The sequence below is a fragment of the Pediococcus acidilactici genome (assembly GCF_016127815.1).
GTDB classification, from domain to species: Bacteria; Bacillota; Bacilli; order Lactobacillales; family Lactobacillaceae; genus Pediococcus; species Pediococcus acidilactici.
Genome location: NZ_CP066046.1, coordinates 767,631 through 783,110 on the forward strand (window position 1 = coordinate 767,631; position 15,480 = coordinate 783,110).

At 41.2% G+C, this 15,480-nt stretch carries 14 protein-coding genes and 1 other RNA gene; 4 read left to right on the forward strand and 11 right to left on the reverse strand.

Annotation, left to right across the window (positions count from 1 at the left end):
• The 8 genes from lspA to I6H64_RS03795 form a co-directional block, all read right to left on the reverse strand.
• On the reverse strand, window positions 1-453 hold the full coding sequence (gene lspA, locus I6H64_RS03760) for a signal peptidase II (RefSeq protein ID WP_002831627.1): 453 nt from the start codon (window positions 451-453) through the stop codon (window positions 1-3).
• 12 nt (window positions 454-465) lie between these two features.
• Window positions 466-2,133 carry a formate--tetrahydrofolate ligase gene (locus tag I6H64_RS03765; protein WP_008840925.1) on the reverse strand — a complete coding sequence of 556 codons (1,668 nt, stop codon included), beginning with the start codon at window positions 2,131-2,133 and terminating at the stop codon, window positions 466-468.
• A 6-nt stretch (window positions 2,134-2,139) separates the two neighbouring features.
• The gene (locus I6H64_RS03770) at window positions 2,140-2,523 is read right to left on the reverse strand and encodes an EbsA family protein (RefSeq protein ID WP_008840924.1); all 384 of its coding nucleotides are present in this window, start codon (window positions 2,521-2,523) and stop codon (window positions 2,140-2,142) included.
• Complete coding sequence (locus I6H64_RS03775; RefSeq protein ID WP_008840923.1) at window positions 2,523-3,629, reverse strand: NAD(P)/FAD-dependent oxidoreductase; 1,107 nt, start codon at window positions 3,627-3,629, stop codon at window positions 2,523-2,525. The genes I6H64_RS03770 and I6H64_RS03775 overlap by 1 nt, the downstream gene beginning before the upstream one ends.
• Before the next feature lie 9 nt (window positions 3,630-3,638).
• A complete protein-coding gene (locus I6H64_RS03780; protein ID WP_008840922.1) occupies window positions 3,639-4,769 on the reverse strand; it encodes a THUMP domain-containing class I SAM-dependent RNA methyltransferase in 1,131 nt (376 codons plus the stop codon).
• 89 nt (window positions 4,770-4,858) lie between these two features.
• Window positions 4,859-5,234: RNase P RNA component class B (gene rnpB, locus I6H64_RS03785), an RNA gene on the reverse strand.
• Window positions 5,235-5,252: 18 nt separating this feature from the next.
• Window positions 5,253-5,594 carry a cell division regulator GpsB gene (gene gpsB, locus I6H64_RS03790; protein ID WP_002831618.1) on the reverse strand — a complete coding sequence of 114 codons (342 nt, stop codon included), beginning with the start codon at window positions 5,592-5,594 and terminating at the stop codon, window positions 5,253-5,255.
• Window positions 5,595-5,669: 75 nt separating this feature from the next.
• Window positions 5,670-6,221 carry an SLOG family protein gene (locus tag I6H64_RS03795; protein WP_008840921.1) on the reverse strand — a complete coding sequence of 184 codons (552 nt, stop codon included), beginning with the start codon at window positions 6,219-6,221 and terminating at the stop codon, window positions 5,670-5,672.
• Between the two features lie 156 nt (window positions 6,222-6,377).
• Here I6H64_RS03795 and recU point away from each other — a divergent pair, with 156 nt between their 5' ends.
• Window positions 6,378-6,977 carry a Holliday junction resolvase RecU gene (recU, locus tag I6H64_RS03800; RefSeq protein ID WP_004165139.1) on the forward strand — a complete coding sequence of 200 codons (600 nt, stop codon included), beginning with the start codon at window positions 6,378-6,380 and terminating at the stop codon, window positions 6,975-6,977.
• A gap of 33 nt (window positions 6,978-7,010) precedes the next feature.
• Complete coding sequence (locus tag I6H64_RS03805) at window positions 7,011-9,332, forward strand: PBP1A family penicillin-binding protein (protein ID WP_056984993.1); 2,322 nt, start codon at window positions 7,011-7,013, stop codon at window positions 9,330-9,332.
• A gap of 56 nt (window positions 9,333-9,388) precedes the next feature.
• Here the strand turns inward: I6H64_RS03805 and I6H64_RS03810 are convergent, their stop codons facing one another.
• The 3 genes from I6H64_RS03810 to I6H64_RS03820 are packed head-to-tail and all read right to left on the reverse strand — an operon-like array spanning window position 9,389 to window position 13,425.
• Window positions 9,389-10,105, reverse strand: a complete 717-nt coding sequence (locus I6H64_RS03810) for a DnaD domain-containing protein (protein ID WP_005916850.1) — start codon at window positions 10,103-10,105, stop codon at window positions 9,389-9,391.
• A 14-nt stretch (window positions 10,106-10,119) separates the two neighbouring features.
• A complete protein-coding gene (locus I6H64_RS03815; RefSeq protein WP_002831604.1) occupies window positions 10,120-10,611 on the reverse strand; it encodes a cell wall elongation regulator TseB-like domain-containing protein in 492 nt (163 codons plus the stop codon).
• Window positions 10,612-10,641: 30 nt separating this feature from the next.
• On the reverse strand, window positions 10,642-13,425 hold the full coding sequence (locus I6H64_RS03820; RefSeq protein ID WP_008840917.1) for a helicase C-terminal domain-containing protein: 2,784 nt from the start codon (window positions 13,423-13,425) through the stop codon (window positions 10,642-10,644).
• A gap of 118 nt (window positions 13,426-13,543) precedes the next feature.
• On the opposite strand from I6H64_RS03820, the gene mvk reads away from it, so the two are divergent.
• On the forward strand, window positions 13,544-14,464 hold the full coding sequence (mvk, locus tag I6H64_RS03825; RefSeq protein WP_008840916.1) for a mevalonate kinase: 921 nt from the start codon (window positions 13,544-13,546) through the stop codon (window positions 14,462-14,464).
• 15 nt (window positions 14,465-14,479) lie between these two features.
• Window positions 14,480-15,475, forward strand: coding sequence for a diphosphomevalonate decarboxylase (gene mvaD / locus I6H64_RS03830; RefSeq protein ID WP_008840915.1), 996 nt, complete (start codon window positions 14,480-14,482; stop codon window positions 15,473-15,475).
• Window positions 15,476-15,480 lie beyond the last annotated feature (5 nt).

Below are 15,480 nucleotides of genomic sequence, written 5' to 3' on the forward strand. Positions count from 1 at the left end.
TTATCCTTCAATTCGGTTATCTCGCATAATCGCAATCATTAAAATGAGCACTCCGATGGTTAAGCAACTATCGGCAATGTTAAAGATTGGAAAATTAAACCAATCCACTTGAAACATATCCACCACGTACTTTAACCGAATGCGGTCAATAAAATTACCCAGCGTGCCACTAATCATTAGGCTCAAGCCCCAACGATACCAAACGTGGTTATGCTGCGTAATTAATAAATAGCCCAAAACAAAGAGCGCAACGATTGTAATTAGAGTAAATAAAAGTTGGCTTCCTGCCAAAATACTCCAGGCTGCCCCGTCATTACGTAAATTAGTTAACGACAGTGCACCTGGAATCAATGGCCGTACTGCACCTAAGGGAATCGTGTGGCTAATAAAAAATTTAAATGCTTGATCAGCTATTAATAGAATTAGCCCAAAAATATAAGCAGTGTATTTCATAACTTCTAATCACTAAAATAATCCGGTGATTTCTCCTTTATCATTAACGTCAATATTTAATGCAGCCGGTTGCTTAGGTAGTCCAGGCATGGTTAATACTTTGCCAGTTAGTACAACTAAGAATCCAGCCCCTAAGCGAATGTTAATGTCATTAACGTGCATAGTGAATCCTGTCGGTGCCCCTAATTGTTTAGGGTCGTCGGTGAAGGAATATTGGGTCTTAGCCATGCAAATTGGCAATTTATCCCAACCATTTTGCTCACATTCTTTAATTTTCTTCAAAGCCGTTGCTGAATATTGAACTTCAGCGCCCCCGTACATTTTTTGCACAATCGCTTTAACTTTATCTTGAATAGGAGCTGCCACATCATACAACGGTTGCATCGTAACATCTGAATTTGTGTCGGTAGCTGTAATCACGGCCTGGGCCAACTCTTTACAGCCAGCACCGCCCTTCGCCCAAGCATCAGTAACTACTGCTTGTACGCCAGTCTGTTCTACTAATTGCTTGAGTTCGGCAATTTCTTGATCAGTGTCAGAAGTGAAATGGTTTATCGAAACCACTACTGGCACTTGGTAACGTTGCATATTTTTAATGTGTCTTTGTAAGTTTACAAAACCCTTTTCCAAGGCGACAAGGTCTTCGTTTTGTAAGTCAGCTAGCTTAGCGCCTCCGTTGTACTTCAACGCCCGTACGGTAGCCACAATGACGATCGCGTCAGGTTCTTTACCTAAAACGGGAGTCTTAATGTCCAAAAATTTTTCAGCACCCAAGTCTGCTCCAAAACCGGCTTCCGTAATTGTGTAGTCAGCGTGTTTTAGCGCCGTTTTAGTTGCTAAAACACTGTTACAGCCATGTGCAATATTAGCAAATGGACCACCATGAATTAATGCTGGAGTATGACCTAATGTTTGGACAAGGTTAGGCTTTAAAGCATCTTTTAAGAGGGCGGTAATCGCACCGCCGACCTTTAGATCACGGACAAAAATTGGTTCTCCAGCATAATTTTTAGCAATTAAAATTCGGTTAATCCGCTTTTTAAGGTCCGTCAAGCTTTCTGCCAAACACAAAATCGCCATTAATTCACTTGCGACGGTGATGTCAAAGTGATCTTCCCGCGGCACCCCACTAAAGCGACCGCCCATGCCAATCACGATGTTTCGAAGAGCCCGATCGTTAATATCTAAGCACCGCCGCCAAACAATGGTTCGCGGATCGATATTGAGTTGATTTCCCTGCTGAATATGGTTATCAATCAAGGCTGCCAATGTATTATTAGCAGCGGTCAATGCATGCATATCACCGGTAAAATGCAAGTTAATTTCATCCATTGGGACTACTTGTGAATAGCCTCCACCAGTAGCACCGCCCTTCATGCCCATTACAGGGCCTTGTGAAGGCTCTCTTAGCGCCACCATTGCAGAACCAGTCATTTCATTTAAAGCGTCGCCAAGCCCCACCGTGACCGTCGACTTACCCTCTCCAGCCGGGGTAGGATTAATTGAAGTAACTAAAATTAGTTTACCTAATTGAGCAGCTTCTTCGTCTTCAGCAAAAATATCAATCTTTGCCTTGTAACGCCCATATGGTTCGACGGTTTTTTCATTAAATCCCGCCTGCTGGGCAATTTCTTGAATGGGTAGCATTTCTGCATTTTGGGAAATCTCAATATCGTTCATAATGATCTACTCCTTTGTAAGAATTTCATAAAGGCGATTTACCGAGCGACGCCTCATCAATAGTTTATATCTTTTATGATCATATTGGAAACTTATCGAGATTTTTCCGCGAGTAACGTCTTCGATATTAGCGATGCTTAGTACGGTAAAATTGCTTTTAAACACCCGATTGATAATAACTTCCGAGCCAATTACTTCGACCCTTCGGCTTACCGTTTGAATACTAATTACCATTACAAACAGTGCAAAGAAAACTGCCGTAATCCAATTAAACGTGGTAACTTCCAGCCAAAAAATGACCCCGACGATTAAAATCAAGAATGTCCAACACCATGAAATGATGTTGTTTAAAAAATCAGGTTGATAGTAAAAACTCTCTACTTTTTTCATTAGATTCCTCCTAATTTAACGTAATCACCAACTGGCTTAGTCAAAGAGGTAACGTCGCGCTGAGGATCCGCAACTAAGTCTACTAGTAACTTCCCAATGATTGGTCCCGTGGTTAATCCAGAAGAACCTAGACCGGATGCAACCATAATTTCTGGAAATTCAGGTAAATAACCAAAAAATGGGGCGAAATCTGCTGTATATGCTCGGGTACCTACGCGAACACTTTTAACCATTGCTTGAGTAAGCCCGGGGATTACTCGTTGACCGCTTGCTAATAAGTCCTCCACAATTTGGGAGCTAACTTGTAAATCAAAACCTTGATCATTTTCGTGTGTAGCCCCAATCAGCAAGGTTCCTTGATTAGTGGGGATAAAATCTCGTTCACCTTCTGGCATTAGAACGGGTGCCTTGTCAGCCATCCGTGCGTGCTCAGGTAGCGTAACTTCAATTAACTGCCCTTTTTGTGGCCGAATCAAGGCTTCCACCCCAAGTGGTGCCAAAGTTTGTTTTAACCATGCCCCACAAGCCAAAATAACCAAATCAAAATGTTCGCCATTAACGAGCACGTGCGAACCTTCTCGTTTCAATTGGGCAACGTCATGGCGAAACTCAAATTTACCTTGATTACGCTTTTGTAAAAAATTAATGAACTGGCGCCCATCAATTCGAGCGCCGCCCTTTACGAAAAGTCCGTCATTTTTGGTTTGGATAAAATTAAATTCCTTTTGAATTGTCTGATGGTCAACAATTTCAAATTCTCCCATTTGAGGCGCTTGTTTAATCCGCGTCTGGGCTAGTTGGTACAACTCGCTTAACTTATCAGCTTGGTCTCTAGTATAAATGACGCCGCTCTGATAATAAACGTCAGCTGGCATTTCGTATTTTTGGGCGAGCTGATTTAAATATTCGGCACCTAATCGAGCCAAGTGATACCATTTTTGATTCCTTCGTTTTGATAACCAGGGAGCTATAATTCCAGCAGAAGCGGTAGTTGCCGTTCCTTTAATGCCATCAAATTGAACAATTTGGTTTTCCGGGAAACGCTCTAGCATTTCGCTAACAAACGTAGCTCCTACAATCCCGTTACCAATTACCGCAATTTTCACCAGTAAGACCTACCTTTCACGTTTACCCCAAAATTGAAAATAATCCGTTCGTAACGCTCCGTTATATAATTTGCGTTTTTTAGTGGCTGATTGCCCGTAGTATTTTTCAAAATCGAGGTCGCTAGTGATGAAATATTTACTCCAAGTGACTAGGGGCTTAGTTACTGTACCTAATTGACGATAAATTTCGCGGGCTGCTTTTTGGTCGCTTAACCGTTGACCATATGGTGGATTTCCAATCATTACCCCATTTTTTTGTTCCGTTTTAAAGTCCTTAACGGCTTGTTGTTTAAAATTAATGATTCCGGCTAATCCAGCTTCTTCAGCATTTTTATTTGCTATCTCAACCATTTTACCGTCAATATCATAACCAGTAATGTCGAGTTCGACATCGTAATCGGCTTTTTCGTCTGCTTCGGCCCGGATCCGTTCCACTATTTCCTTGTCAGCCATTTCCCAGCTTTCACAAGCAAAGCTACGGTTAAAGCCAGGGGCGATATTTTGTCCAATCAGGGCTGCTTCAATTGGGATCGTTCCTGACCCGCAAAATGGGTCTACTAGTGGTTTATCAGCGTGCCAATTAGTTAGCATTACTAATGCCGCAGCCATGGTTTCTTTAAGAGGGGCAGATCCTTTATACAAACGATACCCCCGCTTAAACAAACTATCTCCGGTAGTATCCAGCGTAATTAATACGTGATCTTTATCAATGCTGACTTCTAACCCATACTTAGCCCCGGTTTCCGGTAGTTGATTGCGCCAGTGGTATACTTCGCGGAGTTTTTCAACAATTGCCTTTTTGGTAATCGCCTGGACGTCGGGCACACTATGTAATTGGGATTTTTTAGACTTACCGTTTACTGGAAAAGCACCATTAATCGGGATTAACTCGTCCCACGGTAATGCTTTAACCTGTTCGAAAAGTTCGTCAAAAGTGACCGCTTTAAACTCTCCCACAATAATTTTGATTCGGTCAGCAGTCCGCAACCATAAATTAGTGCGAATAATGTCTTCAAAAGTTCCTTCAAACCTTACTCGCCCATTTTCTGTTTGGACATCATAACCTAAATCTTTTAATTCGTTTTTAGTCAAACTTTCTAAACCACTTGCCATGGTTGCTAATAATTTGTAATTTTTCATAATAACTTCCCTATTAGAATTGTTTATTAGTAAAATAAAAGGCTAGGATAAAAGTAAACTTTCACCCTAGCCTCCCTGAATTTGTAAACCTCTATAAGCCATGTTTTGTCCAAAATAAATTCTCAGGAAAAATTTAAATTTGGGTAATCATCTATCTGCAGATTTTAAATCTGCCCCCACATCTTAGTTCATTTCCACGATGTGAAGCTCCCCTACCATAGTTTGGGTTTCCCGCTCGAGGGGTTTACCGCGTTCCAACTTATTAATTTCTTAATAAGATCGTCTCTGTGGCACTTTTCAAAGCTACTAGAGCATGGCCGAAGCTTTAGCTCGTTGGCTTGCCGTCATCTGAAATCAGATGCCCCAGCTTATTTTTTCACCGGGCACGAACACTACAAGCATCGCAGCTTGTGCGAGCATGGACTTTCCTCAGCTAACCGATGTTAGCCGCAATTACCCGAGATTTACAAAATGATATTTAATTTAGATTCGATGCGAATCGTTGCCGTTATCTTCAAGTTGAGCACCAAATACGCGACGTTCAAGATTGGATAAACGTTTCAAGACATCCACATTAGTTGCTCCACTAACGGGTGCTGATTCTTCAACGGTTGCACCAGCGGAAACTTGCTTACCTAATTCGTCAACCTTATCTGATAACCGTTCATTTTCGTCTTTAAGCCGTTCGATTTCTTTCCCAAAGTTTTCGTAATCTTTAATTACGGAATCTAAGAAAGTATCGACATCTGCTGGGTCATAACCCCGCATCTTCGGTTTGAATTCTTTTTGCAAAATATCCTTTGGAGTAAAATTAATGTTGTCCATCGCTGCACCTCGTTGATTACTATTGATCAAATAACTGTATTCTATTGTATCAAAACTTCTTGGAAATTCAAAGAATTATTCCTGGTTTTCTGCGTATGTATTAGCTTCATCTTCTAAATCATAAAAATCGATGGTGGTAAGGTCGTACGCATTTTGGTTTTGATATCTTTGAATTGCCATTAAGTCATATTTGGTTTTTCCTTCCCGCTCACTATCATATAACAAAAGTGCTTCGTCGGTATGTTCTAACATAAAACTTTGATAATTTTTTAATTGTTGTGGATTTTTGTATGGCAAATCACTTACCTGACCGTAAAAATCTACCTTTGCTTTAAGAGCGGCCAATTGCTCTTGTTTTTCTGACTTCCATTGCTGACCAAAATCCGCGAACGGTGCCATCATTGCTGTTTGTAGCTCGGGATAGTCTTTTTTTAGTTCATTTGCTACCATCAATCCCCATTGTTCAGTTCCTAATTGCGGTCCCGCAATCACCCAAGTCGTTCCCGTTTCAATTTTTTCAATCAACCGATTTTTTAGGGCAAACTTAATCACCTTTAATTTGGGATCACTATCCGAAAAAATCCCTAATTCATAACTACGGTAACCTGTTAACCAAAGCCGACTCATTTTATCGCTCCCATTTCATACCATCTGTAAATGAAGTTTACTACATTATAGGTACGCAGAAAAACTAAATTGTTTTGTGTTTCCCCTATTTTTAAGTCTTTTGTAATCTTAAAGAGCTTATTAGCATAGTATAATAAGCTATCAGGAGGATGAGCCGTGAAATTTAACTACCCAACTGGATCAACACTTAATAACCACCCTAGTGTTGATCGTCCACAGAAACAGAGCGTGCCGATTTACGGAAAACGGGGAATGTCTTTAGAAGAAGAGCTTAACGAAAGTAATCGTTACTACTTATCTCGTGGAATTGCCGTAGTGCATAAAAAGCCAACCCCAATTCAAATTGTAAAGGTTGACTACCCTAAACGTAGTGCAGCACGAATTAAAGAAGCATATTTTAGTAAAGCTTCCACTACTGACTATAACGGCGTATACAAGGGTAAATACATTGATTTTGATGCAAAGGAAACTACGAATACGACTTCTTTTCCATTAAGTAACTTTCACGAACATCAAATTACCCATATGGAGCAATGCCAAAAAGTTGGTGGAGTTTGCTTTACCATAGTAAAATTTGTAAAATTGGATAAGATATTTTTACTACCGGCAACAGACTTATTCAAATTTTGGAAAAATATCAAAAATGGTGGTCGAAAATCGATTCCGCTTTCTGTATTTGAACAAAATGGTTATGAAATTAACTACCAGATTAACCCGTTAATTCCATATCTTGAGGCAGTAGATCAAATTATATAGTGAATCGATTTTTAAAGAGCAAGGAGATTAGATATGAATAGTAGAAATGATAATCATGAACAGCCCCTGCGGCGAACGCAACATTCGCAAATGCAACGTTCTCATACTAATAAGAGAGGTCCTTCTTCATGGGTTAAAAAGCTCTTATTAGCGGCGGTTGGCTTTTTAGTTGCGTTAATTGTTTTTGGCGGCGGTTTATTTATGTATTACGCCCAAAGCGCGCCCAAGATTACGGAAGCGCAATTATCTAGCGACAATGCCACCGTTATTTACGATAAAGACGGTAAGGTGTTAACCCGTCTAGGGTCGCAGAACCGGGAATATGTTAAAAAAGAAGAAATCCCGAAGACTTTAAAACACGCGATTGTTTCCATTGAAGACCGGCGCTTCTATAAAAATAATGGGATCGACCCCGTACGAATCGTTGGGGCCGCATTAGCCAACTTTACCGGCTCTTCCCTGGGACTACAAGGGGCTAGTACCCTTACCCAACAATTAGTAAAACTATCCGTTTTCTCAACGGATGCTTCCGACCGTACCTTAAAGGTTAAAGCTCAGGAAGCTTGGTTAGCTTTGCAAGTTGACAAAAAGTACAGCAAGGATCAAATTTTAGAATTCTACATTAACAAGGTATACATGGGAAACGGCGTATATGGCATGGAAACTGCCGCTAAATACTACTTTAGTAAATCGCTGGACAAGCTTGATTTAGCTCAGTTAGCGTTGTTGGCCGGAATGCCACAGTCTCCTACTAACTATGATCCAATTAGCAACCCTAAATATGCTAAGTCACGTCGAGATACCGTTCTAGAAGCGATGGTTAAGAATAAGGAAATCTCTCGACAACAAGCAGATCAAGCAGAAAACGAAAGTATTCAATCTGGGTTAACTGATACACACGAAACTACTTCAGAATCTACCAAGAAAAACAAGATTATTGACCCGTACGTTAAAGAAGTATTAACCGACCTTAAAGACAAGGGATTTGATACTACCAAGGGCGGTTTGAAAGTTTATACCAACATGGATTACGCTGCTCAAAAGAAATTGTATGAACTAGCAAACGATGATCAAACCGTTAACTTTAATGACGACGAAATTCAAGTCGGCGCCACCATGGTTGATAACAAAACTGGTAAAATTGTCGCAATGCTAGGTGGTCGGAAAACCGGCGACGTCACCTATGGTTTAAACCGTGCGGTACAAACTGACCGTAGTTCCGGCTCCACTGCTAAACCTTTGATGGATTACGGCCCCGCCTTTGAATACTTGAAGTGGCCAACTTATCGAAAAGTTAAGGATATTCCGTTTACTTATCCGGGAACAAACACTAAGCTTTACGATTTTGACCACCAGTTTAAGGGAACGATGACCGTTCGGGATGCGTTGATCCAATCACGGAACGTTCCGGCTATTCGCACCTTACAAGACGTGGGCATTTCTAAGGCAAGCGACTTTATGGAAGGCTTAGGAATTACCAGTAAAGATGGGTACACCCTTAGCAACGGGATCGGTTTATATATTTCTACTTTGCAAGAAGCGGCCGCATACGCAGCATTTGCAAACGGAGGAATTTACCACAAACCAACCTATATTCATAAAGTAGTTACTAATGATGGTAAGATTTACAAATACAAGTCTAAAGGTAGCCGAGCGATGTCTAAAGCAACCGCCTTCCTGATGACTTCAATTTTAAAGGGTGTTACCACAGATAGTAATGGTTCCGGACGTGCAGCTAACCTTCCAGGAATTAACATGGCAAGTAAAACTGGTACCGTAGCGTACTCTAAGAAAGCTACTGAAGCATATGACATTCCAAGTAACGCTTCTAGTGATTCCTGGATGACGGGTTATACAAAAGACTACTCACTTTCTGTTTGGACCGGATTTGATCATCCTAACTCCACCACTGGTTATTTAACCCAAGAACAAACTAACTTGGCACAGTACCTGTGGAAATACATGATTTATTACATGGCTCAGTATTCATCTAACGCGGACTGGAGTATGCCATCTTCAGTTGGTAAGAAAGGTGAAAATGAATACTATCAAATTGGGGCAGATTATGATGATACCGGTAAGAGCGATGATTATGCAAAAAATAATAAACGCTCCTACTCATCAATCTTTAGCAGTTCTTCAAGCTCCAGCAGTTCGAGCAAGTCATCTTCTTCGGATGAGGATAAAGATGACGATCACGACGAACAAAGTCAAAAAGATGACGACTCTTCAAGTTCTGAGTCATCATCTTCCAGTAGTTCAGTTAGCTCTAGCGAACCATCTAGCAGTGAAACACCAAGTTCTTCTGCTACCTCGCCTTCTACCGAGAACGCCTCGGTTAGTTCCAGTAACTAACGAACGTTAAATAATAAAAAATACCTCCTTTGTTAAGGAGGTATTTTTTTATACATTTATTTATTATCTTGGTTATCAGTAAGTTTAATTAGCGGAATATATACATTTGAGGCTTTATTTTTGGTGACCTTAGAACTATTTTCCGCTTCACCATGCGGGCGCTGCTTGAGACTATTTTCTACCTGAGCCGCCGTGGTGAGGTTTCGTTGTTGCCAATTCAATAAAATCCGATCCATATATTTCAAGTTATACGCTTGATTTAAAACCGCTTCTTTTAAAGCTAACCGGATTAATTCCGGCGAAAAGTGGTCCGTATCAACCCATTGGGCAATCGTCTCAATCTCAATCGGTGACAATGCTCGCCCAAATTCTACTTGAATCTGGTCATAAATGCTATTGGTTTTCTCTTGCGTTTGAGTTGCTACCTCTTGAGTCGCCTTTCCATCTAAGAGGGCAATTAACTTTTGGTAAAACAAACTAAAATCATAAAAATCAGTTAGCTGACCCTGTCCATCCCGTCTTTGCTTAATTTCCAACATCTTTTTGTCTTGTAAAGATTGGATGGTTGCAAATAGGGTTTGACTGTCAATGCCTAAACTCGTGGCAAGTTTATCCATCGGCGGGAACCCATTTCCCCGCGATTGTTCTTTCTTAATTTGTAAATATAGTAAAAATTCGTTGTTAGTCATCCCCAACTTTGCATAATTATCTAACAAAAAATTAGGAATGCTAGTGTTGCCGTCCTGTAATAACTTCAACAATACGTCTTGCATATTTGCTCCTTAACTTAGTACGTGGATACGTGCTTGATTTCTTGTCCAGTTTTAAAGTCAATTAGTTTAATGACTAAATGGTCCTTCTGGTTAATGTACGAAATCATCCACACCGGACGTTTTTTAACAATCCCAAATCGGCTGGACGTAATTTCTTTTAACGCAGAATCTTGCTCAACAGTTTTAATTGCGGCCTGTTCCGACACTCCTGCTGATTGAGGGTATACCGTGATTTTCTTTCCGTGATCAGCAATTACCACAAAGATGTTAGTGCCGTCTTTTTTGGCACCAGAAACTGTGTACTCGGTTTGGTTATAAACAAATCGCGTTACCCGATCAACTTTGGTCAAGTCAGTATTGTCTAGCGCAATCGTTTTTGCTACGCGGGTATCCCCCCGAATGGGTTGGTTAATCTCATTAAAAATAATCACAGCTGAACCAATAATTGTTGCAAGCACAATAAAAGTTATCAGCAAAAATGGATGTTTAAGTCTACCTTTTTTCATAATCTTCCTCAACTAACATAAACAACGGGACTACTTAAAAAAGTCAGCGACCCTTGTTTTAATCTCATCAATTTTGCCATAGTGGGCTTCTACTCCGTTAGGCAGCTGATGGATAAATTGCTTGCCGTAACGACGTTTCATAATCCGATTATCTAACATCACGACTGCTCCGGTATCATCGCTATTGCGAATTACCCGTCCTAGGCCCTGCTTGAAAGTTAACAACGCGTCTGGCAACGTAAACTGCCGGAACGGATTTCGTGCCCGCTTAGCAGCTAGTTGAACTAGCTTATCGCCTGGCGAACGAAATGGAAGCCGGGTCACAATTAGGTACTCTAAACGATCACCAGGAAAGTCAATTCCCTCCCAAAATGACGCCGCACCTAACAGGATTGCGTTATCCTCATCGTTAAACTCTCGGATAATCTTAGCACGAGAACCATGCACGCCCTGAGCCAAGATTTTACGGGAGCGCTCAGGATGTTCCTGCATCATCCTAGTATATACCTTCTCAATGGTATCTAACGAATTAAAAAGTACTAAAGTTTGCCGGTTAACGTCTTCCGTTAATTCCACGATTGCGTTGGCCAAAAAGCGCTCGTAAGCTTTCGTCGAGGTGTCCGGATCCAGCGTAAAACTAGAATCTAAAACTTCAAAGTCAAGTTGTTTTGCAAAGTTTACCCCCGTATTAAAGGAACGAATAATTGCATTTTCCTTGGTTAAGGCGTACTTGTCTAAGAAATAATCTCGATGATTACCAACAAATAGTGTACCACCGATCAACAAAATTTGAGCAAATGCTGGCACGATTTCTTTTTGGTAAAATTCTCCAGGATTAACTACTCCCCGGCCAATTCGGATACTACCAGCATCGTGGTTAGGGCCTAGCGTAATCCAGTAGTAACTTTGCGCGGAATCATTTTTCAGGTCGCGAATTGCGTCGTAAAACTTAGTTAGGTTACCTTGAAACGCCCCGATTTGTCGCCAGGCTTCGTTGGTTACCGAACCTAAGTCATGTTGTTTGAAATACCGGTCCAGCGTGTCAAATTCAATGAAGGTGTTAGCGAGTTCTTGGGTTAGCGCATTAAACTCGTTTTGATTTAGCTGTTGAATAGTAGCTTCGTCGATTGCAATTTCAGCTGGTTGATTTTCAACCAGTTCCACTTTTTGCCGTTGAACAAAATGTTCATACAAATTCCCTTGAATTTGGGAAATTAGCCGGTTGATTTTTTCTAGGCTATTAACGAACCGGCGAATATGAAAACCAGCCAACGGATGCTTCATTACCGAACGCATTAGGTTATCATGGTGGTTCATTAATAATCGGCTAACTAACCGATGTGCTTCCATCATCAATTCGTTTAAGTCTAGATATTGTTGATTTAAATTAGCTAATTCCTGTGCAAAATGCTGAGCTTCGTCAATCACTAAGTACGGCGCCCGCTCCTGCACGTTAAACTTTGCACTGTGATGCGCCAAGTAAGCATGGTTAGTAATAATGAAATCAGCAAACTTTAGCTTGGTTTTAGCGCGCCGATAAAAATCATAACTGTAAAACGGCGATTGTGCAGATAATACGGTTGCCCCCGCATGGCGAAATTGATCAATACTATTGCCAAAACCAACGTGGTAATTAATTTCATCGAAATCACCAGTCTCTGTGGTGGTTAGCCAAACTAAAATTTTCATTGCCAACAACCGGCCATCCTTACTTAGTTCCGTTGGGGTGGCAATTTTCTTGGCAAACAAATCTAAATTCAAATAATTGCTGCTACCCTTTAACACCGCAAATTGCCGGGGGTATCTCAAAAGCGGATTTAGCTGCTCCTTACCTACCTTAAGAACTTGGTTCTGTAAAACGGTAGTAGGGACGCTAATCACCACTTTACGCGCGCGTTGCCGCCCCACATAACTAAGAGGAAGCAAGTACCCTAACGTTTTTCCCATCCCCGTAGGAGCTTCAACAACGATGTTTCTTTCTTCGTTTTCTTGACTAAACTGTTGGTAAACATAGTTCATTAAGGTTGCTTGACTCTTACGCCACTTTAACGTCTTGTTGTACAATTTTATCTTGCTTCGCTTAGTCTGTGGATAAGCTTCTTTTTTTACGTTAACCTCTTCACCCGTATTTAAGGGAGCGGGTCGTTTAATTGCCAATCCGTCAACCACTAATAAGTCATCCGGTAACTTATTGGGATGCCGTTTGCTTTTTTGCAACGCCTCTTCTAAAATCGTTGCGGTTTGTAAAGGTAGCTGGTCACCTAATTTAACTAACTGCTCTAAGGTAACGATTGGCAATTCACTTAACGCAGCTTTAATTTTTAAGAATAAATGTGCGGTTGCCACGGCATCGCTATCTGCCGAGTGTGGGTCGTCGTGTTCGATGTGCAAATAATTAGTTAAATCCCGTAACCGATAACCACGGGTACGCGAAAAAAGAACCTGGCTTAACGTAACGGTATCAATCGCTTTTAAGTCTAATTCTGGGTACCCGCTACGCACCAATTCTCGATTTAAGAACGGAAAATCAAAATTGACGTTGTGCGCTACGAACACCGTGCCCGCTAATTTTTGATAGATTTTATCCGCCACATCTGCAAACTTAGGGGCCTGGCGAACTTGTTGATCCGTGATCCCCGTTAATCGTGAAATTCGCTTAGGAATCGTCATCTGCGGGTTAATTTTTGTTTGATAAGTTTCAGTAATTTGGTCGCCTTCAATAAAAGCACAGCCAATTTGAATAATTCGACTTTCTTCAACCGATCCCGTACCGGTTGTTTCTAAATCTACAACAGCATACCTTGTTTTTTTCATTACTAAATCTCCAACCTTAGTCTCTAATTACTAATTTTACCAAATGTTTACCTTCTCTACATCGAAAAATCCTCTGATTTAGAGTATCATTTACTTTAGGCCAAAAAGGAGGAGCATCGTGAAAGAGGTAATTAAAACTAGTAACGCAAAAATTATTTTAATGGGTGAACACAGTGTGGTGTATAATCAGCCCGCGATTGCCCTTCCCATCCGTAACGTAAAAACAACCGTAAAAATACAATCCATCCCTGGCGACATTCAAATACGGAGTCGCTATTTTAATGGCTTCTTAAATGATATTCATAGTAATTTGTTGGGAATCAAGCAGCTGATTAACCAAACTTTAACTACGTTAGGAAAGCCACATTATGGATTGTTATTAGATATTGACAGCCAAATTCCAGCTGAACGGGGGATGGGTTCTTCGGCTTCCACTGCCGTAGCAATTGTACGCGCCATGTACGCCTTTTTTGACCGTCCCTTAACTAAAAACAAGCTATTAAAAACGGTTAATATTTCCGAAAAAATTATCCATGGTAACCCTAGCGGCCTTGATTCGGCGACCGCCAGCGCAGACCGACCAATTTGGTTTAAACGAGATGGGACCATTAAAGCTTTGCCAATTAATTTTAACGGCTACTTAGTAATCAGTGATTCCGGAATTAAAGGAAAGACTGGCGAAGCCGTTGACATTGTTAAAAACAAGCTACGTATCGATAATGATAGTAGACTTTTGATTGAAAAATTGGGAGAATTAACTAGTCAAACTGCAACTGCCCTAAAGGATGATGATTCTTTGGCTTTAGGCGACATTATGAATAACGCGCAAGTTTGTCTCCGTCAGCTAGGAGTTAGCCATCCGGCAGTCGAAAAATTAATCCAAGCGGCTAATCAATCCGGTGCTTTAGGCAGTAAATTAACCGGTGGCGGGCTAGGCGGCTGTGTAATTTCCTTAGTCCCCGATGCCCAAGCGGCAGAAAACGTTAGCGTTCAATTACGCAAAGCTGGAGCAACTGCCACTTGGATTGAAAAATTATAGGAGTAGATTTTAGTTTTGAAGACAACCGACAAGAAGCGTGGCTTTGCCCGCGCACATACCAACATTGCGCTAATTAAGTATTGGGGAAAAGTTGATTCTGAATTAATCATCCCCGCTAATGATAGCGTATCGTTGACCTTAGACGAGTTTTATACGGATACCGTCGTTAACTTCTCTGAAGATTACAAGGTCAATGAGTTCTGGTTAAATGGCAATTTAATGCCATATAAACATATGGCTCGAATCAATCGCGTAATTGACGCCGTAAAAGAAGAGTATGGTTACCCTGGATTTGCAAAAATTCGGTCTTTTAATCATGTCCCGACTTCAGCCGGGCTCGCTTCGTCCGCTTCTGGAATGGCCGCTTTGGCTGGGGCCGCTGCGGATGCTTTAGGCGATGAACATGACCTAACTAACATTTCCCGAATTGCTCGGTTGGGCTCTGGTTCTGCTTCGCGTTCAGTCTTCGGTGGAATTGTGCATTGGCACCGTGGCAGCGATCATGAATCTTCCTTTGTCGAACAAGTGGTCAATGAAAAAGATATTGATTTAAACATGGTTACTGTCGTAGTCAATAGTCATCAAAAGAGTATTAAAAGCACTAACGGGATGCAACGAACGGTAGAAACTTCTCCCTTTTATCCCACGTGGGTATCTGAATCTAACCGCATGGTCCCCGAAATGCTTGCTGCAGTCAAGAAAAATGACTTTACCAAAATTGGGGAGCTAGCGGAGCACAGTGCAATGATGATGCACGCAACCACCCTTGCGGCCATTCCGGCATTTACCTACTTCCAGCCCGATACCTTAAAAGTCATCCGGCTCGTTACCCGGCTTCGAAAGGAACACGGCATCGAATGTTATTACACCATTGATGCGGGCCCGAATGTGAAGGTTCTATGCCAAAACAAAGACGTTTTAGCGATTCGAAACTTTTTAAAGAATTACTTTGAAGAACGCCAATTAGTCATTGCCCGTCCAGGCAGTGGAATTAAATTCTCAAAAAACTGAAAGGG

Coding starts and splice junctions, on each gene's coding strand:
- lspA (WP_002831627.1), bottom strand. CDS start 453: ATGAAATACACTGCTTATATTTTTGGGCTAATTCTATTAATAGCTGAT.
- I6H64_RS03765 (WP_008840925.1), bottom strand. CDS start 2,133: ATGAACGATATTGAGATTTCCCAAAATGCAGAAATGCTACCCATTCAA.
- I6H64_RS03770 (WP_008840924.1), bottom strand. CDS start 2,523: ATGAAAAAAGTAGAGAGTTTTTACTATCAACCTGATTTTTTAAACAAC.
- I6H64_RS03780 (WP_008840922.1), bottom strand. CDS start 4,769: ATGAAAAATTACAAATTATTAGCAACCATGGCAAGTGGTTTAGAAAGT.
- gpsB (WP_002831618.1), bottom strand. CDS start 5,594: ATGGACAACATTAATTTTACTCCAAAGGATATTTTGCAAAAAGAATTC.
- I6H64_RS03795 (WP_008840921.1), bottom strand. CDS start 6,221: ATGAGTCGGCTTTGGTTAACAGGTTACCGTAGTTATGAATTAGGGATT.
- I6H64_RS03805 (WP_056984993.1), top strand. CDS start 7,011: ATGAATAGTAGAAATGATAATCATGAACAGCCCCTGCGGCGAACGCAA.
- I6H64_RS03810 (WP_005916850.1), bottom strand. CDS start 10,105: ATGCAAGACGTATTGTTGAAGTTATTACAGGACGGCAACACTAGCATT.
- I6H64_RS03815 (WP_002831604.1), bottom strand. CDS start 10,611: ATGAAAAAAGGTAGACTTAAACATCCATTTTTGCTGATAACTTTTATT.
- I6H64_RS03820 (WP_008840917.1), bottom strand. CDS start 13,425: ATGAAAAAAACAAGGTATGCTGTTGTAGATTTAGAAACAACCGGTACG.